The 22,735-nt window shown below is 53.6% G+C and carries 15 protein-coding genes and 1 riboswitch; of the genes, 6 read left to right on the top strand and 9 right to left on the bottom strand.

The window, feature by feature from the left end:
- Positions 1–8: 8 nt before the first annotated feature.
- A riboswitch (TPP riboswitch) is annotated at positions 9–105 on the bottom strand.
- Between the two features lie 131 nt (positions 106–236).
- Complete coding sequence (locus AAIG26_RS09105; RefSeq protein WP_343180532.1) at positions 237–4,889, bottom strand: autotransporter outer membrane beta-barrel domain-containing protein; 4,653 nt, start codon at positions 4,887–4,889, stop codon at positions 237–239.
- A gap of 760 nt (positions 4,890–5,649) precedes the next feature.
- The gene (locus tag AAIG26_RS09100) at positions 5,650–6,723 is read right to left on the bottom strand and encodes a LacI family DNA-binding transcriptional regulator (protein ID WP_020454343.1); all 1,074 of its coding nucleotides are present in this window, start codon (positions 6,721–6,723) and stop codon (positions 5,650–5,652) included.
- Between the two features lie 268 nt (positions 6,724–6,991).
- Between AAIG26_RS09100 and AAIG26_RS09095 the strand changes: the two genes are divergently transcribed.
- Positions 6,992–8,257: a maltoporin gene (locus AAIG26_RS09095; RefSeq protein ID WP_343180530.1), complete on the top strand. Its 1,266-nt coding sequence runs from the start codon at positions 6,992–6,994 to the stop codon at positions 8,255–8,257.
- A gap of 223 nt (positions 8,258–8,480) precedes the next feature.
- Here the strand turns inward: AAIG26_RS09095 and AAIG26_RS09090 are convergent, their stop codons facing one another.
- The 6 genes from AAIG26_RS09090 to AAIG26_RS09065 all read right to left on the bottom strand — a co-directional run bounded on the left by AAIG26_RS09090 (position 8,481) and on the right by AAIG26_RS09065 (position 15,618).
- Positions 8,481–8,798, bottom strand: coding sequence for a glucose PTS transporter subunit EIIB (locus tag AAIG26_RS09090; RefSeq protein ID WP_097407476.1), 318 nt, complete (start codon positions 8,796–8,798; stop codon positions 8,481–8,483).
- A 66-nt stretch (positions 8,799–8,864) separates the two neighbouring features.
- Positions 8,865–10,922, bottom strand: a complete 2,058-nt coding sequence (locus AAIG26_RS09085) for a beta-galactosidase (RefSeq protein WP_343180528.1) — start codon at positions 10,920–10,922, stop codon at positions 8,865–8,867.
- Between the two features lie 30 nt (positions 10,923–10,952).
- The gene (locus tag AAIG26_RS09080; protein ID WP_343180526.1) at positions 10,953–12,152 is read right to left on the bottom strand and encodes an arabinogalactan endo-beta-1,4-galactanase; all 1,200 of its coding nucleotides are present in this window, start codon (positions 12,150–12,152) and stop codon (positions 10,953–10,955) included.
- Positions 12,153–12,156: 4 nt separating this feature from the next.
- Positions 12,157–13,008, bottom strand: coding sequence for a sugar ABC transporter permease (locus tag AAIG26_RS09075; protein ID WP_343180524.1), 852 nt, complete (start codon positions 13,006–13,008; stop codon positions 12,157–12,159).
- A 10-nt stretch (positions 13,009–13,018) separates the two neighbouring features.
- Positions 13,019–14,326 carry a sugar ABC transporter permease gene (locus AAIG26_RS09070; RefSeq protein ID WP_343180522.1) on the bottom strand — a complete coding sequence of 436 codons (1,308 nt, stop codon included), beginning with the start codon at positions 14,324–14,326 and terminating at the stop codon, positions 13,019–13,021.
- Positions 14,327–14,382: 56 nt separating this feature from the next.
- Complete coding sequence (locus AAIG26_RS09065) at positions 14,383–15,618, bottom strand: extracellular solute-binding protein (RefSeq protein ID WP_343180520.1); 1,236 nt, start codon at positions 15,616–15,618, stop codon at positions 14,383–14,385.
- A gap of 352 nt (positions 15,619–15,970) precedes the next feature.
- Here AAIG26_RS09065 and ugpC point away from each other — a divergent pair, with 352 nt between their 5' ends.
- From ugpC to AAIG26_RS09045, 4 genes are all read left to right on the top strand, one after another.
- Positions 15,971–17,101: a sn-glycerol-3-phosphate ABC transporter ATP-binding protein UgpC gene (ugpC, locus tag AAIG26_RS09060; RefSeq protein ID WP_097407471.1), complete on the top strand. Its 1,131-nt coding sequence runs from the start codon at positions 15,971–15,973 to the stop codon at positions 17,099–17,101.
- A gap of 108 nt (positions 17,102–17,209) precedes the next feature.
- The gene (locus tag AAIG26_RS09055; protein WP_020454352.1) at positions 17,210–18,223 is read left to right on the top strand and encodes a zinc-binding alcohol dehydrogenase family protein; all 1,014 of its coding nucleotides are present in this window, start codon (positions 17,210–17,212) and stop codon (positions 18,221–18,223) included.
- Positions 18,224–18,421: 198 nt separating this feature from the next.
- Positions 18,422–18,757 (top strand): RcnB family protein, encoded by a 336-nt coding sequence (locus AAIG26_RS09050; protein ID WP_020454353.1) that lies wholly within the window; start codon positions 18,422–18,424, stop codon positions 18,755–18,757.
- Positions 18,758–18,769: 12 nt separating this feature from the next.
- Positions 18,770–19,195: a GNAT family N-acetyltransferase gene (locus tag AAIG26_RS09045; RefSeq protein WP_020454354.1), complete on the top strand. Its 426-nt coding sequence runs from the start codon at positions 18,770–18,772 to the stop codon at positions 19,193–19,195.
- 34 nt (positions 19,196–19,229) lie between these two features.
- Here AAIG26_RS09045 and apbC read toward each other — a convergent pair whose 3' ends face one another.
- Positions 19,230–20,339 carry an iron-sulfur cluster carrier protein ApbC gene (gene apbC / locus AAIG26_RS09040; protein WP_045510777.1) on the bottom strand — a complete coding sequence of 370 codons (1,110 nt, stop codon included), beginning with the start codon at positions 20,337–20,339 and terminating at the stop codon, positions 19,230–19,232.
- Positions 20,340–20,622: 283 nt separating this feature from the next.
- On the opposite strand from apbC, the gene metG reads away from it, so the two are divergent.
- A complete protein-coding gene (gene metG, locus AAIG26_RS09035) occupies positions 20,623–22,656 on the top strand; it encodes a methionine--tRNA ligase (RefSeq protein ID WP_343180641.1) in 2,034 nt (677 codons plus the stop codon).
- The last annotated feature ends 79 nt before the right edge of the window (positions 22,657–22,735 follow it).

The following is a 22,735-nucleotide window of genomic DNA, read 5'->3' as shown; positions in this document are numbered from 1 at the left end:
AGGGATGCCGGGCAGGCATCTGACTTCCCTACGCTGGCATTATCCAGATCAGGTGGTACGGGTATTTCTCAGCCTTTACAAAGAAGGGCACCCCGAGTCATTTAAAAATCAATATGTTGTGGTTAACCGTTTAGTAACCGCCACTCAGGATAATGCGCCCGCCCGGTGTTGTAAACCGGCCTTCCTGTACAAGAACCACATGCGGGCAAACCTTACAAAGAGAAGTGTACAGGCAACTATTTGAATTCATAACGAACACCCAACGTCGCTTGCGTACTGCTATAGCTTTTGCTGCCGAGTTGATGGCCGACATTGCCCCACAGACTCAGCTGCGGGTTCAACCTGCCGGTAATACCGATTTTCACTTCGCCGACATTCTCCACGCCCGCCAGGCTGATTCTTTCACCATCCATACGTGTGGCGAACTGTCGGGTATTGTGGATCCAGTTGGCTTCGATAAACGGCTGTAACGTGCGCCCGTTGCCATTATCACGCCCGTCATAGCTGTTCAACCAACTGCGGATCCCGAGCCGCGTTTGTAGCGCGTTACTCCCTTCGCCACTGACGCGCGTGCCGTTTGCTTCGCGGTGATCTTCAGCTTTTACTCCCATCCAGATAGCCTGCGCCTGCGGCTGGATGTGCCAGTTTGTCCGCGAACCATTGCTGCCGGAAAACTCAGCGGCTTTCCAGTTCCAGGCGGTTTCAACGGACGCACTGACGCCTTTGGCGTGATACGCCTCGGTAGCGAGTTCCTCACCGCTGACGGAATTGCTGAACCAGCTATACTGCGCCCAACTTCCCACATACAGACCGGTTTTATTCAGATCGTCGGCATACCATGCGCCGTATGCGCCTGCCGTGTAGCCATTTACCCGACCGTCAGCGTCGTAACCGCTGATGGTCGAGTGCGTGTGGCTGTGGTTGTTTCCGTACCCGGCCATGACGCCCACACGCCCGCGCCCCTGGCGACCGTCGCGCCACTGTACCAGGTCGCCGCCGAGCATCATTACGTACTGAGTCGACGCGGTTTTCAATTGCCCGCTGTCGTCGCGCGAGCGGTTACGTGTTCCCGCCTGATGCATCCACATGCTGCTCTCTGCTGTACCGCCCTGCTGCGCGTTATCGGTCTCGCTATCCTGCAAACGGAAGGCAAACATGCGGTTGGTTGCCGCCAGATTTTCTGTGTAGCTTCCCCCTTCCGGGCGATTTACCGGCTTAGTGGATTGCGGTGGCGTCGGGTCAGGTGCGGGTAACTCAGACGGCGGCTGCTCCGGCTCGTTCGGTGGAACTTCGGGTTCAGACGGTGGATCTTCGGGGTCGACCGGCGGGTCCTCCGGATCAGGCGGTATGATTTCTTGCATCTGGTTGCTTAAATACCAGTGCGCACGATCCTGTCCATTGCCGCGTACCAGCCTGTATTCATACGCGCCTGCGACAATTCGCCCCAGCTGGGTAAATCGCCCGGCGGAGCGACCCTTAACCTGGATGAGCCGGATCCCGTTCAGCGTTTGCCTGCCCGTGCCGCCAACATTGTTAACGCTGACCATAGTCGTACCGCTGGTACCCCCTTCCACGCGCAGCGTTTCCGTTGCGGCGCTGTCATCCGCCAGAACGGTATTGAAATTAATCAAACCGATTCTGCCCTGGTAATCTCCTTTCACTACCAGCTGGTTACCCGGCGCTTTGCCACTGTTGGCCGCACCTATCTGAACCGTGCCGCTGTTACTCAGGTTGCCGTTAATGGTTAAAACATCGCTCACTGCGGCAGCACCGGCCGCGCGTGCAGACTGCTTCCCGGCTCCAATCGACAACGTGCCGGCATTCGTGACATCGCCCGCGACCGCGCCGTTGCCGATAAGCTCCGCGCCCTGATAGATATTGACGTGCGATGATTCAAGCGTAAATGGCTCCTCGGGGGAGCCAAACTTCACACCGCCAGTCCGGATATTCGTCTCGCCTCTGTAGAGTGCGGCAGCCTGCGAAAGCGTAATGACACCGAGGCCACTTTTTTCCAGCCCGCCGGAACCGGTCACGCTGTTTTGCACTGTCCAATCATCGTTAGTCACCAGCCGAAGCGTTCCGTCATTGATTATCGAAGCGGAGCTCAGCTGATTTCCTGTATTCACCGTAAGCTGGCTGCCGTCGCGAATCTCAACCGTCCCGCCGAAATGGGTGTTGTCCGCGGAAAATTGAATGTCGCTGCCGTTCAGCACAACGATGCCGTTATTGGTGAGCTGATTTTCAAACAGACCGGAGGCGCTGTTAAATTTGAGAAAACCGAGGTTGTCGATGCCCGCGGTCCCCAGCCCCCGGGGAGTATCAAGGGTGACTGACGCCCCCGATTTTATGGTGATGTCGGCGCTGAGCGCGGTATTGTCACCGTGGATAGCCATCTGCCCACCCGTGAAATTCAACGCGCCGCTGCCGGTAAGCGCACCAGCGATATCGCCGCCTTTGGTCACTGTCAGGTTGCCGCCCGCCAGATCAATCCGCGATCCCTGCTGGCTCTCCACCGCGCCCAGAGTTTGCTGGTAGCCATGAATGTCCAGCACCGTTGCGGAGGCCATGTCGACCAATGAAGTGTTGCCCAGAGTCTGATCGTTTGCTAAGCGCAACTCACCTGCCACCATCCGCGTCACGCCGGTGTAGTCGTTATCCCGATTGGATAATGAAACCGCAGTGTCGGTATTAATTTGTAAATCACCGCTTCCGCTGACTTTCGCGCTCAGATCGGCGGCGTTACCGCTGTTGCCGTCGGCATTCAAGGTCAGGGCGTCATTGCCCTGCGCCAGTAGTTCAAGCTTAGTCAGCCCGTAATTGATATACATACCATCCGCGCCACTACCGCTGGTAAGACGATAGTCATAGTGCCCTTTCGCCACTGTCTGGCCATTTTGCATAACATCGTGCTCCGTTTCCGCGAAAACAGCCTGACCATGTTCATCGACGAGCAGCAAATTTCCGCCGGCGCCGGTCACGGCTTGCTGGCTTTCTACTAGCCTGAGCGCAACACCGGACTCATCCTGTTGCAGGAGCGGTTTGCTGGTATCCGGCGTCTGTGACGTATTTTGCAAGCTGCTGCTGTTGCTGATCTGAATTGTGCCCCGCCCGGACAAATCCACATTTCCGGCCGCCTCCACCAAAGGCAGGGAGTCGATATCACCAAACACCATTGTGCCGCCGTTGAAAGCCAGACCGCCAATCGACTGGGTGCCTGCGCCAACGGTGGTGGTGTTGCCGTTTTCAACATGCAGTGTGGCCTGGGTGAGCGCGGCGGTATTGACCCCACCCAGCAGAAAATCATTATTCCTGAGATAGACATCGCCGGAAAAATCACGCCCGACATTAGCGGTAAAATTAAATGAATTATGGTTATTATCGGCGATAAAGTCGCCCGTACCGGTCAGGTGATTATTAAATTCGAAAGCAGCGTCTGTTTGCGCAGTGAATTCCCCACTTGCATCGACATTCATAGTACCCGTGCCAAAGGCGTTATTACTGAATAATAAATCCTTACTGGCTGCTGCTTTCCCGGTGATATTCCACATTCCGGCATAGGTGTTTTTATTAATAAAAATGATGACATCCCCTGATACGGTAGTCATACCCGTGCCGATCATTCTATTGGTGAAGGCGTAGTGTTCCATCCCGGCAATTTCCAGACCTTGCGACCGGTCGTTGGCGTCGGTATTAATTGTTATAGTATTTGATCCCAGTGCTTTCGTATGTTTAATGGTGACTAAACCGCCGCTAATTACTGTATCACCACTATAATCTGACTCTAAACCGAGCGTGGTATGTCCCGACTGATATTCAACACCACCCTCACCCAATATTTGCATATTAAAAATATAGCCGTCATCATTCGATTGCGTTGAGAAATCATTATTAAAAATGACTTTATTATCACCAGCCCCACTCATAATGATGCGACTCGCCCGAATATGATTTTGCTCATCCGTTAATGCATCGCCAATATAAAGGGTGTTATTTGCTCCAGATACGCTGCTAAGGTTAATATTTTCTCCCACTTCCACCCAGGCATTATTACCGAGTACCGTTTTCATGTTATTACCGGTGGCCGAGGCATTGAGATTCATATTTTCGTCGATTACCACGTGTTGCCCGGAAGAACCGCCATGTATTTGCCACGCCGTGTCGCCGGCATGCGTACCGTTAAGGTTCATATCACCGTTAACATGCACGTCCGCATTGCGAATTAATGCGTTTTCCGCAACCGCATTGATATCATTGAGTATTTGATTATTAGAAAGCGTTAAATCGCCGCCAACGTTGACGGTTGCGCCATCGGCAATATGTAACCCTATGCCACCGCCAGCGAGATCGGCGGTGAGATTATCGCCCACATTCAGGATCGCGGAACCGCTAACCGATAACCCACCACTCGCCGCGCCGCCACTGGGTGAAATTGACATATCATGCGCCACCGTGGTCGTGCCGCCAGTCTGGACATACTGGCTTGTTTCAGACTGCAGGTTGATGCTGCTGGCCACGATTACCGACTGCGCATCATAAATATTGATAGCCGTTGACGTGCCAGCACCGGCGCCTGTCACAAGATTTCCGAATGTAAATGTGCCGCCGTATCCGTTTGTCAAGGCGGGGACACCACCGATCTGTGCTCCGCCGAACTGAATCTGCGACTGCCCCTTCACAAGCAGATCGCCTGCGCCATTAAGCGAACCGCCATGTAACCATAAATAAGCGTTGTCCATCTCTACTGCATACGGACCTGCGCCGTTTGTGACATTCACGGTGCCAGCCCCGGCGGTAATTTCCAGACCGCTATTCGAAGTGAAGTTAAGGCCATCATTAATATCGTTAACCGGCTTATCGTAGAGGGTGTTTTGCGTAATATTTACGGCCATTGCATAAGGAATGCCCGTAAAAAACAGGAGTATTGGAAAGGTAAGTCTCACTGCGCAGGAAAGGCGCGTAAGCGGGGTTTTCATATTCGGCACGCTATTGAGTGGGTAGTGCGCCATGCCGGGTTGCGAGGTTACAGAGAATTGCGGTACTAACTTATCTGAATTAGGTTTCCCCATCCTTTCCATATAGAACTTCCTTATATTTAAAAATAAGCGTTCCTGTAATCTATTCCGGTCAAATACGGGCAGAATGCCCTACAGCTAATGCGAACGCACCACGACACCAACTGCATAATTCGTGACAGTCGTGGAAGATAAATTAATGGAACAGATAAAATAAAACGCTATTACATCGAAAAATAACGCCCGAAAGTTAAAATATTAAATATATCCAATTTACTGTTACCGCTAAAACCACGATGCATTTATCAGTTAAGTAAACGCTTAATAACACTTCCACTAAAACGTCGACATTAATCCTCACGCAAGTGTTATCTTAACAGCAAATTGATGAACCGCTACCAGGCAAGAGCATTTTTTACTTGCCGTTTATTGCATTCAATGAATTGAGAAATATTAACAAGTTGCCTGTTATTTTTCTGTTAATTAATAAAATTAAAAATCCGAAAATAAATGCAGCCTCAGCGCAAGCCCGAAAATATAGACATGGCGGAAAGACGGAATAAGGGATTGTAAAGTGAACCGGTGCGGTGATATCACCCGGCACACATGCCGGGTGACAGGCGACATTAAAGCGCGATCATTTCCATAACTTGTGCGCAATGGCTTGCAGTTGCTGGGCAATCTCTTGCAGGTTGGTGCCCTGCGCCTGCAGTGCCCCGGTGGAATGGCGCACAATGAGCCGCGCCGGCAGTACCGAAGAGCTGCGAGTGGCATCGCCGTGACCGCTGTCGAGTAGCCGCCGAACCGCTTCCTTACCCTGTAAATCAAGATCCAGCGAGACGGTGGTCAGCGCCGGATAAAAGAACGAGCTTTCGTAGGTGTCGTCGTAACCGATGACCGATTTCTCACCGGGGATCGCCACCTGGTGCTGATGAAACGCGCTTAATACGCCCAGCGCCATCTGGTCGTTACCTACCAACACGGCGGTAAAGTTTGGCGTTTCACGCAGCATCTGTAGCGCACCGGCGTAACCACTCTGCGCGTCCCAGTTACCGTGGAAAACCATCACCGGTTTCAGTCCATAGCCGTTAAGGGTTTCGATCCAGCTTTTCAGGCGCAGCTTCGCAGAGACGGAACTCTCCGGTCCGGCCAGTAAGGCAATCTCCCGGTGCCCCAAATCGTACAGGTGTTTGACGCTGGCACGGGTTCCGTCTGCCGGGTTAAACGAAACGTTAAACACCGAACTGTAAGGATCAACATCGAGAAACAGACAGACGATATCATCGTTGTCAGACGCGATGCGCTGCGCCTGTTCGGTCTCCAGCGGCACGTTGATGATCACTTTATCGACAAGCTGTGATTTCAGTTCGTTGATAGCAGACTGGATATCATGATTGACGTTCTCATCAATCATCGAGATCAGCACCTGGTAACCATCGAGGTTGGCGTAGCGTTTTACCGCCGCGGCCACCTGCGATGGCGCGTGCAGCGCCAGCGAAGTGGTCACCAGCCCAATGGTCTGGCTCTGCTTGCCGACCAACTGTTGAGCCAGCCTGTTGGGGACGTAGCGCAATAACTCTATGGATTTCTCAACCTTGAGACGCGTGGCTTCGGATACATTGGCAGATTTGTTGAGTACCCTGGACACGGTCTGATAGGAGACACCCGCATGGCGGGCAACGTCTTCTAACGTCGCACTTTTAGACTTCATGGTCCGGTTCCTTATGTTGTTATGCGCCGATTGTAACAGGGGCCATCTAAAAAAACGCTCACCACACTTTCCCTCGTCTCTTTTTTGCCAAATAAGTATCACGCTCACAATAGCGAACATTGTGAAGGAATTCGCTACCTGTAACAAAAAACGCTGATTTATTTGCACTTAATCACACATTCGCAATCGTTAGTTTGCCTGTTTTTACATTTAGGCATTTTATGACAGCGTTTATGTGAACGTAATACAAAACAATAAGAGGAATGATATGAACACTACGCTACGCACTCTCACACTTGCGTTAGCCGCTGCGCTGACTTCACCATCTATCCTGGCCGCCTCATCGGTGCCTATCGACTTTCACGGTTACCTGCGCGGCGGCGTAGGCGTGTCGGGCGATGGCGGACAGGTGGAGTGGCAGAAAAACAAACTCGGCCGCCTCGGTAACGAATCCGACACCTACGGGGAAGTGGAACTGGGCTCGGAAGTGTATAAGAAAGACGAAGTGAGCTTTTACCTCGATACCATGGTGAGCATGGTTTCCGACGGCTCCAACGATAACGAAACCACCATTGGCGATAATGCCCAATTCGGTTTGCGCCAGTTAAATCTGCAAATCAAAGGACTTATCCCTAACGATCCCAACGCGGTGATCTGGGGCGGTAAACGTTACTACCAGCGCCACGATCTGCACATTATCGATACCAAATACTGGAACATTTCCGGTTCCGGCGCAGGCGTTGAAAACTACACCTTAGGCCCGGGCGCAGTATCCGTGGCGTGGATCCGTGGCGACGCCAACGATGTCGATTACCGCGTGGATAACGATAACGATGTCAACATCAACTACATCGACCTGCGTTACGCGGGCTGGAAACCGTGGTCAGGCGCGTGGACCGAGTTCGGCGTTGATTACGCCATGCCAAACCCGACCAAAAAACAGAAACAATATGGCGGCCTGTATGAAGCCGATGATGGCGTGATGGTAACCGGTGAAATCAGCCAGGATATGTTTGGCGGTTACAACAAGCTGGTGCTGCAATACGCTAACAAAGGGCTGGCGCAGAACATGGTGTCGCAGGGCGGCGGCTGGTACGACATGTGGCATTACGTTAATGACGCCAGCGGCTATCGCGTGATTAACACCGGCCTGATTCCGATTACCGATAAGTTCTCGCTGAACCACGTGCTGACATACGGCTCGGCCAATGACATCACCGAATACACCGACAAAACACGTCTGGTTTCGCTGGTTGGCCGCGCCCAGTATCAGCTCACCAATTATGTACGCCTGATTGGTGAAGTCGGCGGCTTCTACCAGAAAGATGATTATAAAAACGGTACTCACTACAAACAGAGCGGCGAAAAATATACTTTTGCTGTCGGTCTGGCGGATGGCCCAGAATTTATGTCTCGTCCTGAATTACGCCTTTTCGCCTCCTATTTAAATGATTCGGAAGACGGGAAATCATTTGAAGATGGAACGAAAAATAATACCTGGAACTTCGGTGTTCAGGTTGAGGCCTGGTGGTAATACGCTTCATCCTGCACGTTATCGCTTTGTTGGTTAAATTTGTTTGCTCTGGCGATTTATTTTAATAAGCCAACACCGGGAAACTATTACGCCGCAATAGGATAACGCACTATGTTGTCTGTATTAACGAGTAACATCATTATTTATTTTATCTCCGCAAACTGAGCAAAGTTGCCACTGTTTTATTTTGGGATACCCATGCAGGTATCCCTTTTTTTATCTATTAGCGAGAGGAGAAATGTTCATCAAGCAATTTACGTAGCGCGTCAGACTGTTTGCCAAAAATAGCATGAACTTCTTGCCCAAGAATAATCACCCCCAGCGCCCCTTCATTTTGTAGCGCCTGAGAATCGACAATAGCCAGATCGTTTACCGTGACGCGCAAACGGGTTAAGCAGGCATCCACATGCGCAATATTTGGCGCGCCACCAAAGGCTTGCGCCAGTCGCTGGATTTTCTGCAATTCGCCCTCACTAATCGGCGTTGTTGCCGCATTTTTCGCTTCAGAGAAGTAGTGCAGGAAGGATTTAAGGCTCACCATAATAGTCTCCTGATAATCAGCAGATAAAAAAACGCCTGCCCGAATGGGCAGGCGCGGAAGGTTCACTTATGCGTTACGGCTAATAACCCGGCAATCCCAGGGAGCCAGCGACATCGCGCCGCTGACCGACGAACCGGATAAACAATCCTGATAACCGTCAGGCAGCGTTATCACCTGCTGCTGGGCGCTAAAGTTCTGAATAAAGACAAACGTGCTTTCGCCATCCGTACGCGCCGTGGCAACGACGCCCGGCGGCAAATCATGTTGTAACGCGCGCGGCAACTTCAACTCCTCAATAATGTTGGCGAAGAAATCACGCTGGAAGGCGAGATCGTTGCGTGATGCGACGTGCCAGGCCTTGCCTTTGCCGACATGATTGACCGTCACGGCGGGTCGCCCGGCGTAGAAATCATCCCGGTAGGTTGCCAGCGCCTGCGCGCTCTCGGTATGGATCAACTCACACAGATGGCGCACCTGATACGGCCCCTGTAATCCGGCCTCGTTACCCGCCAGCCCCTGTACCAGATTGCGCTCGTTGTCGTCCAGGCAATCAATTTCTTCTGCCCAGATACCCAGCAATTTGCGCAGCGGGCCAGGAAAACCGCCGAGATAACAGAGATCGCTTTCATTGACCACGCCGGTCCAGTAGGAGGTCACCAGATGACCGCCCGCCGCAACAAACGCTTCTGCTCGCCCGGCAAAACCGTCGCGCACCATATACAGCATCGGCGCAATCACCAGCTGGTAACGGTTGAGATCGGCATCGGCATTGATCACATCCACGGCAATGCCTTTTTCCCAGAACGGGCGATAGTGCTCGTTAACCGTTTTTTCATACTCAAGGCCTTTATTGCGCGGCCCTTCAGCGTCATCCAGCGCCCAGCGGTTCTGCTGATCGAAGATAATCGCCACGCGGGCATCGGTTCGGCACCCCATTACCGGGGTGAGTTTGCTGAGCATGTCGCCCAGCGCGCACACTTCACGCCCCACGCGCGTATCCAGATGTCCGACGTGATCGATAACCGCGCCGTGGAACTTCTCGACCGAACCACGGCTTTTACGCCACTGGAAGTACTGCACTGAATCGGCACCGTGCGCCACCGCCTGCAGCGACGAGAGAATGTGCATTCCCGGCTTTTTCAGCTTGCTGGTCGGCTGCCAGTTGGTGACGCTCGGGGTCGACTCCATCAGCACAAACGGTTTGCCGCCTTTCAGCGTGCGCATCATGTCGTGATACATGGCGGTGTAGCAAGCCAGCGCCGTTTCGTCTTTATCCCGGTGCCACATCGGGTAGCTGTCCCAGGAGATAAAATCGATCGCTTCAGCCAGCTGCCAGTAGTCGTAATCGTAGAAATACTCCATAAAATTGGTGGTCACCGGCAGTGCCGCATTGGCAGCTTTCAGCGGGGCCACTTCATGGCGGCAAAAATCGGTTACCTGCGCGGTGTTAAAACGCCGCCAGTCGAGGTTCAGCCCGTGAATGGAGACTTCCCCCTGCGGCGCCGGTGACTGGATCTGCGACCAGTCGCTGTAAGTGTGGCTCCAGAAGTCGCTCCACCAGGCGTGATTGAGGTTGTCCAGCGTCTGATAACGTGCTTTCAGCCAGCCACGGAATTTCTCCTGACACAGCGCGCAGTGGCATTCACCGCCGTATTCATTGGAAATGTGCCAGCCCAGCACCGACGGATGATGCGCATAGCGCTCTGCCAGCAGCGTGTTGATTTTCAGCGTCTTTTCCCGGTACACCGGCGAGGTCATGCAGTGATTGTGCCGCCCGCCGTGCAGCGCCGGAACGCGATCGCGCCCGACCCGCAACACCTCCGGGTATTTTTGCGACATCCAGGCCGGACGCGCGCCGCTTGGTGTGGCCAGAAATATATGAATACCGGCGGCATATAATTTATCGATGACCTCATCCAGCCAGGCGAAATTAAATACCCCTTCCTGCGGTTCGAGTTTCGACCAGCTGAATATGCCGACGGACATCACATTGCATTTTGCCTGCCGCATCATGGCAATGTCTTTATCAATAATATCGGGATAGTTTTCCCACTGTTCCGGGTTATAGTCCGCGCCATGCAATAGCGAGACAACCTTCGGGCTTAAAGGCGCAAATTTATTCATAATGAATTCCTGAAATTTACCACACCAAAATTAATTAAAAACTTTTACCGATGGCAGCACTTTCCCCTGGCAATCAAATAACGCCTGGTTTTCGCGGGCATTTCCCTCTTTCCACTGGTCGTTGATATATTTCATCCCCGCTTGCGTAGCCCAGGTATTTCCGGGAACGGCAATCCAGGTCGGTTCCCAATAAAAAATACCCTTGCCGCGATGGCCCTGAACATTCATCACCGACTGCATTAAATCGTGGATATAGTCATATTGCCCCTGCACGGTGCCGGGGTAGCCGCCCTCTTTTTCTTCTTTCGCCTGGAAGCTGTTTTCCGCGTTATCACAGTTCGCCAGCGTATAGCCGTAGGCCGCTTCCACCACAATCACATCTTTGTTGTAGCGCTTGCTGATGTCGTTCATATTGGCCTGCAACGCGCTGATTGGCCCGTTCCAGTAGGTGTACATAGAGAGGCCAATGACATCGAACGGCACGTTGCGTTTGGTGATTTCATCAAACCACCAGCGGAAGGTATCGTTCTTGGTGCCTTCCGCCAGATGCAGCATGATTTTCACCTGCTCGCCGTTCTTCAGGTTCTCTTTCAGGCCGTCAATAGCGGAATTCAGCAAGCCCGCCAGCCGGTCAAACTCACCGCCGCCCTGCCCCCAGCTTTTGCCTTCCGGCCACAGCATGCCGCCGTTGATCTCATTGCCGATTTGCACCATATCCGGCAGCACGCCCTCCTGCTTAAAGCGGGCGATGGTGTCGCGGGTATAGTCATGGATTGCCGTTTTCAGTTGCGGGTAATCCATTTTTTCCCAGGCTTTCGGTTTGTATTGCTTGCCCGGATCGGTCCAGAAATCGCTGTAGTGGAAATCAAGCAGCAGTTTCATGCCCTGCGCTTTCGCCCGCTTCGCCAGCGCCAGCGTGCTGGCTAAATCGTTGTTACCGCCGCCGTAGGCCTGGCCTTGCGCATCTTTCGGGTCCACCCACAACCGCAAGCGCACATAGTTGACGCCGTTGGCTTTCAGAATGGCGATCGCATCCTGCGGCTGGTTATTTTCGTTATAAAACTTCGCCCCGTGTTTCTCGGCGTCGAGCAGCGTTGAAATATCCGCGCCTTTGATGAAATCGGCGGGCATGCCGCTAAAAGGACGCGTCTTTAACGCGTCGGCGGCAAAGGTGCTGGCGGACAAACTACCAAGACAGACAGCAAGCAGAGCGGGTGCAAATCTTTTCATGTGGTTATCCTTTGGTGCTGCCGGAGGTCAGGCCGGAGACGAAGTATTTTTGCAGTGCCAGATAAAGAATGGCCACCGGAACGGCGATCAAGACCGCGCCCGCCGCGTAGGTGGTGTAACTGGCGCCCATTTTTTGCGCCACCAGGTTGTAAAGCCCAATCGGCAGCGTGTATTTGTCCGGGGTACGCAGAATGGTGCTGGAGAGAATGAAATCCCCCAGCGGCCCGGTGAAAGAGAACAGTGCCACTACGGCCACAATCGGTTTTGACAGCGGCATGATGATCTCAATAAAAATGCGGAAGTTACTCGCGCCGTCCATGCGTGCGGATTCATCCAGGTCACGCGGAATGGCATCGAGATAGCCTTTCATCAGATAGGTGTTCATCGGGATCATTCCGGCGACATAAATCAGCACCAGCGCCATATGGCTGTTGATTAAGCCCAACAGTTGCGACAGCACGAAAATGGCGATCAGCGCCGAAAACTGCGGGATCATCTGCAGCAGCAAAAACAGCATCAGCCCGTTCTGCCGCCCTTTAAAACGAAAGCGGGAAAAGGCATAGGCGGTGAAACTGACGCTGATAAGCGTTAGCGCCATTGTCAGCAGGCTGATCTTCATTGAGTTCCAGTACCAGGTCAGGTAATTGACCTGGCCATTAAACAGATCGGCGTAGTGCTGAAACGAAAGATTTTCCGGAATTATCGAGGTGCTGAGCAGGCTGTTACCGGCGTTCAGCGACGCGCCAATCGTCCACACCAGCGGGTAGATAATCATCAGCGAGACCAGCGCGATAACCAGCCAGGAGAGCGTCAGGCGGATCCACTTCTCGCGGCGGATACTTTGTGATTGAGCCATTTTTCTTCCCTTATGCCATGTCGTCGTTTTTAAAGGATTTGGTTGCGCGGAACTGCCACAGCGCCAGACCGACGACAAAAATCGACAGCAAAATGGTGATGGTCGCCGCAATCGCGTACTGCGAGGAGGACATCGTCAGCTTGTAAATCCACGACACCAGGATATCCGTCCCACCCGCGTTCGCCCCCGCAACTGCCGGGCCGCCGTTGTTAAACAGATAGATGATGTTGAAGTTGTTAAAGTTGAAGGTGTACTGGGTGATGATGATCGGTGCAATTGAGTAGAGCACCAGCGGCAGCGTAATGGTGCGCAGCCGCGTCCAGGTGCCCGCGCCATCCATCTTCGCCGCTTCGTACAGATCGTCCGGGATAGCCTGCAACACGCCGGTCGTCATGGCGAAAACAAACGGGAAACCGAGCCAGGTTTGCATCATGATCAACGCCGTTTTGCTCCAGAACGGATCCGTCAGCCACGCTTTCGGCGCAATGCCGAAGAACGCGAGAATGGCATTGTTAATCACGCCGAACGAGTCGTTAAACATCCCGGCGAACACCAGAATGGTGACAAACCCAGGCACCGCCCACGGCAGGATAAAAATGGTGCGTATCAGCGGCTTAAAGCGCAGATCTTTCTGGTTCACCAGAATCGCCAGCAGTACACCAACGGAGCACTGCAACGTGGTGGCCAACAGCGTCCAGACCACCGTCCATTGCAGCACATCAAGGAAGGTCGAACGCCAGATCGACAAGGTAAAGATGTTGACGAAGTTCTTTAACCCTACCCAGTCCACCAGCCTGGCCGGCGGCGTGTGGTAAAGGTTGTAGTTAGTGAAGGCGATGGCGAAACCGAAGAGGATCGGGAAAATCACCACGAACACCAGCAGAATAAAGCCTGGCGTGATCATCAGGTACGGGAAGCCGTCGCTGAGTAACAACTGGTACTGCTTGCGTACGCTGTTGAGCGGCTTCCCTGCGTCGCGTTTTTTACCGTTTACCCACGCATCGCGCAGCGAGAGGTAATAGACCATCACGCCAAAGGCGATGATCAGTACGCTGATAATCCCTTCCGCCAGCAAGAAAATGGAGTTGTCACGCGGGACTTCTTCGCCAAGCGTGTATAACCCCCACAATCCTTCGCGCAGAAAATCGTAAAAAATGCCCATAAAGCTGCTAAGCAGCACCAGGAAGATAAGGCCCTTTAACCACTGGCGGTGATAAAACTGACCAAAACCCGGCACAACGGCCAGCAGCAGCCCGCACCACGCATGCCGCCCTGCGCCATGCGTTTTGGCAAAATTTTCGCTGGGACTGATAATCACGTACGACTCCTTTTCAACAACGGGAGGTGCCCCTCCCGTTTCGCAACAACACGCGGTTACTGGTTACTGGCCTGCATCGCTTCAACTTGCATATGGATCTGTTTGGTGGCCGCATCGAGCGCCGCCTGCGGTTCCTGTTTTCCGGTCAGGCTCAGCTCCAGCGCAGCGTTTGCCGGCCCCCACACTTCGCCCATTTCCGGAATACCCGGCATTGCCGTCGCACGCGCCGCCTGTACCGCCACTGCGCTGGCTTTTTCGTCGTTTTTGATAACCGGATCGTCAATCATCGCTTTCTGCGCCGGGATTTCACGCGTGGCGATATAGCGCGTTTTCACGTACTGCGGCTGGTTGATAAATTCGATGAATTGTTGGGCGAGCTTTTTGTCTTTGCTCCAGGTCGAAACGACATAACCTTTCACACCGAGGAAAGAACTCATCGGTTTGCCGTCTGGTAAGTCTGGCAGCGGCGCAACGCCGTAATTGATCCCCGCCGCTTCATATGGCTGGAACGCCCATGGGCCATTGATTACCGCTGCGGCTTTTTTCTCGGTAAACAGCGAATCGATGGCGTTCAGACCGTTATCGCCGAGGATGCCAGAGGGGAACACACCTTCGGCGTAGAATTTTTTCAGGAAAGTGACGGCTTCCACCGCGCCCGGTTTATTGAGGCAAATATCCTGCGGGTTGAAACCGCCTTTATCGTTTTTACCAAACAGGTAGCCGCCCTCCGGCCCGATCGCGCCCCAGCTGTAGTAAATCTGGTCAAACTTGGCCAGCAGCCCGTATTTATCCTGCGCGCGCTGTTTTTTCGAATAGTCGAGCCACTCCGGCAGGCTTTGCAGCAGCTTATCAATCAGTTCCTTGTTATAGATAAGCACGAGGGTTTCCACCGCTTTCGGCACACCATACAGCGTGTTATCCAGACGAAAGGCATTGATCGAGGCTGGCGTAAAGGCGTCAACTTTTTCTTTATCCAGATTCAGGGGGGTCAGCAACCCTTGCACCACCGCGCCACCCAGTTGATCATTAGGAATGACCAGCACATCCGGGCCAATGCCGGCCGGGCCATCGAGGCGTAATTTCTCCAGCTGCTGCGCGTAGGGCATCTCCTGCACATTAACTTTGACGTCGTACTTTTGTTCGAAATCTTTTACGGCGTCCTGAATGCCGACCGACTTTTTGATGTCTTCCCAGACATTAAGCTGCTGAGTGGCGGCGTGCGCCGACAGGCTAACCGTCTGGCCAACGGCGAGTGCAGAGAGGATCAGTACAGTAAGTGTGTTCTTTCTCATTATCAACCTCATGTCAAGGTATAACAATTTTGTGGTTTTTATGGCGCAGCATCAGGATACCTTTTAAACAAACCACCTGATATTGCAGGGTTTAAGACGTATTCACCCGCCTTATTGAATTTGTTATACGCTACGCTTTAACAATTAATAAAACGAGCATAAACGGTGAGTTATGTGACCGGCATTACAGAAATGAAAATTCGATATAGGGCGCAAAAACACTGGAAGTTATAGTCATAGCAAGATTTTTCGCCGTTACGCAGCAACGCCAGATGATTGTTATACGTAATACAAAAACACTCAGCGCACGGCATAAACGGTAAATAACGGCTACTACATTCGGGGAACGTTGATGTCCAATATACGACTGAGGAATGTCACCAAACGGTTTGGCGACACGGTGACGCTGAACAATGTCAATTTGTCGATTGATGATGGCGAATTCGCGGTATTTGTCGGCCCTTCCGGCTGCGGTAAATCCACCATGCTGCGCATGATTGCCGGTCTGGAAGAGGTCAGCGAAGGCGAAGTGTTGATTGGCGATGAAGTGATGAACGATGTCGCGCCGGCACATCGCGGCGTGTCGATGGTGTTTCAGTCTTACGCGCTCTATCCGCATATGACCGTGGCGGAAAATATGGGCTACGGGCTGAAAGTGAACAAAGTGCCGAAAGAGGAGATCCGCCGCCAGGTGGAGATGGTGGCGAAAACCCTGCAACTAAGCCACCTGCTGGACCGAAAACCGAAACAGCTCTCCGGCGGCCAGCGCCAGCGCGTCGCCATTGGCCGCGCGATTGTGCGTAACCCGCGTGTGTTTATGTTCGACGAGCCGCTCTCAAACCTCGATGCCGAACTGCGCGTCGAGATGCGCCTGCACATTGCGCGCCTGCACCAGGAGCTGAAAACCACCATGGTGTATGTCACGCACGATCAGGTGGAAGCAATGACGCTGGCGGATAAAATCGTGGTGATGAACTACGGCAATGTCGAGCAGATGGGCTCGCCGATGTCGCTCTACTACAACCCGAAAAACAAATTTGTCGCCGGGTTTATTGGCTCGCCGAAGATGAATTTCCTGCCCGCAACGGTTAACGCCTGGCAACCCGGCGAAGTGACTATCACGCTGGCGCAGGGGCATCAATTAACGCTCGGTATCGACACCTCGCGGCTGGAGCCCGGTGCGTCGATCACGCTCGGCATTCGTCCGGAGCATCTATCCACGGATGTCACGCGTGGTACGCCGCTGGAATTTCAGTGTGAAGTGGTGGAACGGCTGGGTAATAACACCTACCTGTTTGGTCAGTGCTACGGTCATGACAACATCAAAATTCTGCTGCCGGGGGATGTCCATTTCCGCCCGTGGCAGAAAATTACCCTCGCCTTTGATAGCCGCCACTGCATGATTTTCGACGATCGGGATCTGCGCGTCAGCGCCGATATTCCGGTGCCAAACCCGGACTCCCCGGACGGCCCGATCAATTGATTTTCACTCATCAAGGATAAGTGCTGCTCCGTTTTGCGTGTTTTTCATCAGATAGGCTTTGACTACCCTTATCTGCATCGACACCAAAAACACATTAACGGAGCCATGATGAAAGCTATCGCTATTACCCGCGCCGCGCAGAACGGCAGTAATCTGGATTTTCTTACCGACATTGAACTGCCGCAACCGACCGCCAGCGGCCACGACTTACTGGTGGAAGTGAAAGCCGTTTCCGTCAACCCGGTGGACACCAAAGTGCGCGCCGGTTTTAACGCCGATACACCGCGCGTGCTGGGCTGGGATGCCGTTGGCGTGGTGACTGCCGTGGGGGAAGCGGTAACGTTGTTCCAGCCGGGCGATGAAGTGTGGTACGCCGGCGCGTTGACCCGCCCCGGCAGCAACAGTGAATTCCAGTTGGTGGACGAACGCATTGCGGCGCGCAAACCGAAAACGCTGGATAACGCTGCCGCCGCCGCGCTGCCCTTAACCGCCATTACCGCCTGGGAGTTATTGTTCGACCGTCTTGGCATCAAAGAGGGCGGCAACGAAAATGATGTGCTGCTGATTGTTGGCGCGGCGGGCGGCGTAGGCTCGATCATGACGCAGCTGGCTCGTAAGCTAACGCGCTTAACGGTCATTGGTACGGCATCCCGCCCCGCCAGCCAGCAGTGGGTAAAAGAGCTGGGTGCGCATTATGTGATTGACCACAGCAAACCGCTGACCGAAGAGCTGGCGCGCATTGGCATCAAACAGGTTTCACACGTCGCCAGCCTCAATAATACCGAAGAGCATTATCAGCAGCTGATTAACGCCCTGAAACCGCAGGGTAAACTGGCGCTGATTGACGATCCGCACAGCCTGGACGCGATGCCGCTGAAGGTGAAAAGCATTTCGCTGCACTGGGAGTTTATGTTTACCCGCTCAATGTTCACCACTGACGATATGATTGCCCAGCATCAGTTGCTTTCACGCGTGGCGCAGTTGATCGATGAAGGCGTGTTAAAAACCACGCTTGGCGAGCACTTTGGCACCATCAATGCCGTGAATCTGCGCAAAGCCCATGCGCTGCTGGAAAGCCAGCGGGCGGTGGGAAAAATCGTGCTGGAAGGGTTTGCGGGCTGACGATTAGCCAGGATTATTCTTAAAGGTTACAAGCGGATAGCGAAAATCGCCGTCCGCTTTTCCTGCTCTGCCCTGGGTTTGCTTACACTTTTTACCAAAGCGTTATTTTTTCGTAGTTGCTCCACTGTCCGTTAACGGCAATGATGGCGTGCTATTTATGCAACCGCGTGAAATGTATAAGAACAACCTGGAGAGAGTATGAGTAAAACAAAAATGATGCTTCTGGGCGCGCTGTTGGCAACCGCCTCGACGGCCTTTGCCGCACCGCAAACCGCTACACCAGGCGCTACCGGGCCGCAATCTTACGAAATTAATGAGTTTGTCGCCGACTTTACGAAATTCACCATTGGCGACACCGTACCGGAAATGTACCGCAGCGAAGAGTACAACATCAAACAGTGGCAACTGCGTAACCTGCCAGCCCCCGAAGCCGGTAGCCACTGGACCTATATGGGCGGCAACTATGTGCTTATCACCGATGCCGAAGGCAAAATCCTCAAAGCCTATAACGGCGACATCTTTTACCATCGCTAAACCAGGAGCTGAATGATTATTCGCCGCTGGCAGGAAAGTGACAGACCGTTTTTACGCACCCTTTTTTTACACGCCCGCAAAGAGAGCTGGCACTGGCTTGATGGCAGCGACTGGCGGCTGGAAGATTTTGACGCCGCCACGCTCGATGAAACCATCTGGGTCGCCGAAGAAGAGGGCCACCGGCTGGGGTTCGCCTCGGTGTACGAAAACGACAATTTCCTGCACAACCTGTTTGTCGACCCGGCCTTTCAGGGCAAAGGCGTCGGCAGCGCTCTGCTCAAACATGCGCAATCCACCTTTACCGGCACTGGCGCACTGAAATGCCTGCTGCATAACAAAGCCGCACTGGCGTTTTATCAGCACCATGGCTGGCATATCGAAGCACAGGGCGTTTCGCCGGAAGGGGATTACGTGCTGATGCACTATCTCAAGAAGTAAAAAAACCTCTCCCGAACGGGAGAGGTTGACGGATTTACACCGCGCGAAACGCGATATCGCCAGGAATGACTTCACCCTGCCAGTAGAGCTGTGCGGCTACGCGCCCGGCAAGTTGACGGTAGATAGCGGTAAATTCGCTGTCCGGGCGGCTCACCACGGTCGGCGTACCTTTATCCAGATCTTCACGCAGCGAAATGTGCAGCGGCATCTGCCCCAACAACTCGGTGTGATACTGCTCGGCCAGTTTTTCCGCACCGCCAGTGCCGAAAATCGGTTCGTGATGACCGCAGTTGCTACAAATGTGCATGCTCATGTTTTCAACAATACCGAGCACCGGCACTTCCACTTTCTCGAACATAACGATGCCTTTTTTGGCGTCGATCAGCGCGATATCCTGCGGCGTTGTCACCACCAGCGCGCCGGTCACCGGAATGTTTTGCGCCAGCGTCAGCTGAATATCACCGGTGCCTGGCGGCATATCCAGTACCAGGTAATCCAGATCCGGCCACATGGACTCCTGCAACAATTGCAGCAGCGCTTTGCTGGCCATCGGGCCGCGCCACACCATGGCGTTATCATCGGTAACCAGGTAGCCAATCGAGTTGGTCGCCAGACCGTGGGCGATAATCGGCGCCATATGCGTACCGTCCGGCGAGGTCGGACGCTCGTGCTCCGCACCGAGCATGACCGGGATCGACGGGCCATAAATATCGGCGTCGAGAATACCGACTTTCGCCCCTTCCGCCGCCAGCGCCAGCGCCAGGTTTACCGCCGTGGAGGATTTCCCTACCCCGCCCTTGCCGGAACTGACGGCAATGATGTTTTTCACACCGTTGACGCCCGGCTGGTTCTTCACACGTTTTAAGGTGGCGATGTTGTGCGACAGCTTCCAGTCGATGGCGCGCGCGCCGGTCAGCCGCAGCAATTCGGCGCTGCACTGCGCTTTTAACGCTTCAAACGCGCTGCGCCAGACAAACGGCATCAGCAACTCAACGTGCAGGGTGTCATCCAGCCATGCGACATGATGTACCGCTTTTAAAGCAGTGAGATTGTGCTTCAGGGTTGGGTGCTGAAAATCGGCCAGCGTCCCGGTGACAATCGCGCGTAACGCTTCCGGGGATTTGGCCTGGGATTGCGAACTCATCCCGACTCCTTTGTAGTTGTTCTGAAAACGACATTGTAGCCAGCAAGTTTACCCCACGGGCAACAATTATTCATTTACGGATAAATGCCGTTAACGCATGGATTAATTATTACTCATGTATTGATATATGGATTGAAAGGTTCTTAAAGCCCTTATCACCGAAGGCGCAATCTTTATCCAAAAATCCCTGTCTGAATTAAAACGTCCGCAGATCGCGTAGCGCGCTAATTCCCCTTTTGGTACTATCGATACCCCTTTTTCTCAAGAAGATGTAATGCCTACTATGACTCAAGTCGCGAAGAAAATTCTGGTAACGTGCGCACTGCCGTACGCCAACGGCTCCATCCACCTCGGCCATATGCTGGAGCACATCCAGGCTGATGTCTGGGTCCGTTACCAGCGAATGCGCGGCCACGAGGTCAACTTCATCTGCGCCGACGATGCCCACGGCACGCCGATCATGCTGAAAGCGCAGCAACTGGGGATCACCCCGGAGCAGATGATTGCCGACATGAGTCAGGAGCATCAGACCGATTTTGCTGGCTTTAACATCAGCTACGACAACTACCACTCGACGCACAGCGACGAGAACCGCGAGCTGTCGGAGCTTATCTATACCCGCCTGAAAGAGAACGGTTTTATTAAAAACCGCACCATCTCTCAGCTCTACGATCCGGAAAAAGGCATGTTCCTGCCGGACCGTTTTGTCAAAGGCACCTGCCCGAAATGCAAATCACCGGATCAGTATGGCGATAACTGCGAAGTATGTGGCGCGACCTACAGCCCGACCGAGCTGATTGAGCCGAAGTCGGTGGTTTCCGGCGCGACGCCGGTCATGCGTGATTCCGAGCACTTCTTCTTCGATCTGCCCTCATTTAGCGAAATGTTGCAGGCGTGGACGCGCAGCGGCGCGTTGCAGGAGCAGGTGGCGAACAAAATGCAGGAGTGGTTCGAATCCGGCTTGCAGCAGTGGGATATCTCCCGCGATGCGCCTTACTTCGGTTTCGAAATTCCAGGCGCGCCGGGCAAATATTTCTACGTCTGGCTGGATGCGCCGATTGGCTACATGGGGTCGTTCAAAAACCTGTGCGACAAGCGCGGCGATACCACCAGCTTTGACGCGTACTGGCAGAAAGATTCCGACGCCGATCTGTATCACTTCATCGGTAAAGATATCGTCTATTTCCACAGCCTGTTCTGGCCCGCAATGCTCGAAGGCAGCGGTTTCCGCAAGCCGACCAACCTGTTTGTCCACGGCTACGTGACGGTGAACGGCGCGAAGATGTCCAAATCGCGCGGGACGTTTATCAAAGCCAGCACCTGGCTGAACCATTTCGACGCCGACAGCCTGCGCTATTACTACGCGGCGAAGCTCTCTTCGCGCATTGATGATATCGATCTTAACCTCGAAGATTTCATCCAGCGCGTGAATGCCGACATCGTCAACAAAGTGGTGAACCTCGCCTCGCGTAACGCCGGTTTTATCAATAAACGTTTTGACGGCGTGCTGGCAGCAGAGCTTGCAGACCCTGCGCTGTACAAAACCTTTACCGACGCGGCAGCGACCATCAGCGAAGCGTGGGAGAGCCGTGAGTTCGGCAAAGCGGTACGCGAAATTATGGCGCTGGCCGATGTGGCGAACCGTTACGTTGACGAACAAGCACCGTGGGTTGTGGCGAAACAGGAAGGCCGCGACTCCGATCTGCAGGCCATTTGCACCATGGGGCTGAACATGTTCCGCGTGCTGATGACGTGGCTGAAACCGGTTCTGCCGTCGCTGGCGGAGCGCGCCGAAGCGTTCCTCAACACGACGCTTGAGTGGGATGCCATCAACCAGCCGCTGCTCGGCCACAAAGTTAACGCTTTCAAAGCGTTGTATAACCGTATCGAAATGAAACAGGTGGAAGCACTGGTGGAAGCGTCAAAAGAGGAAGTGAAAGCGGCTGCCGCACCGGTAACCGGCGAGCTGGCGGATAACCCGATTCAGGAAACCATCAGCTTTGACGATTTCGCGAAAGTCGATCTGCGCGTGGCGCTGATTGAAAACGCCGAATTCGTCGAAGGTTCCGACAAACTGCTGCGCCTGACGCTGGATCTGGATGGCGAAAAACGCAATGTCTTCTCCGGCATCCGTTCCGCGTACCCGGACCCGAGCGCGCTGATCGGTCGCCTGACGGTGATGGTCGCCAACCTCGCGCCGCGCAAAATGCGTTTTGGTATCTCCGAAGGGATGGTGATGGCCGCCGGCCCTGGCGGAAAAAATATCTTCCTGTTAAGCCCCGATAGCGGCGCAAAAGCAGGCCAGCAAGTGAAGTAAAAAAATAAGGCGCTGAATTCAGCGCCTTTTTCTATACTCAATTTTGCATTACCAAACATTACTTCACATGGAAAACAGG

The organism is Kosakonia sp. PSU_27 (assembly GCF_039409795.1).
Lineage (GTDB): Bacteria > Pseudomonadota > Gammaproteobacteria > Enterobacterales > Enterobacteriaceae > Kosakonia.
The sequence above is the reverse complement of the archived record's forward strand: the minus strand, read 5'-3'. Positions and strand labels throughout refer to the sequence as shown.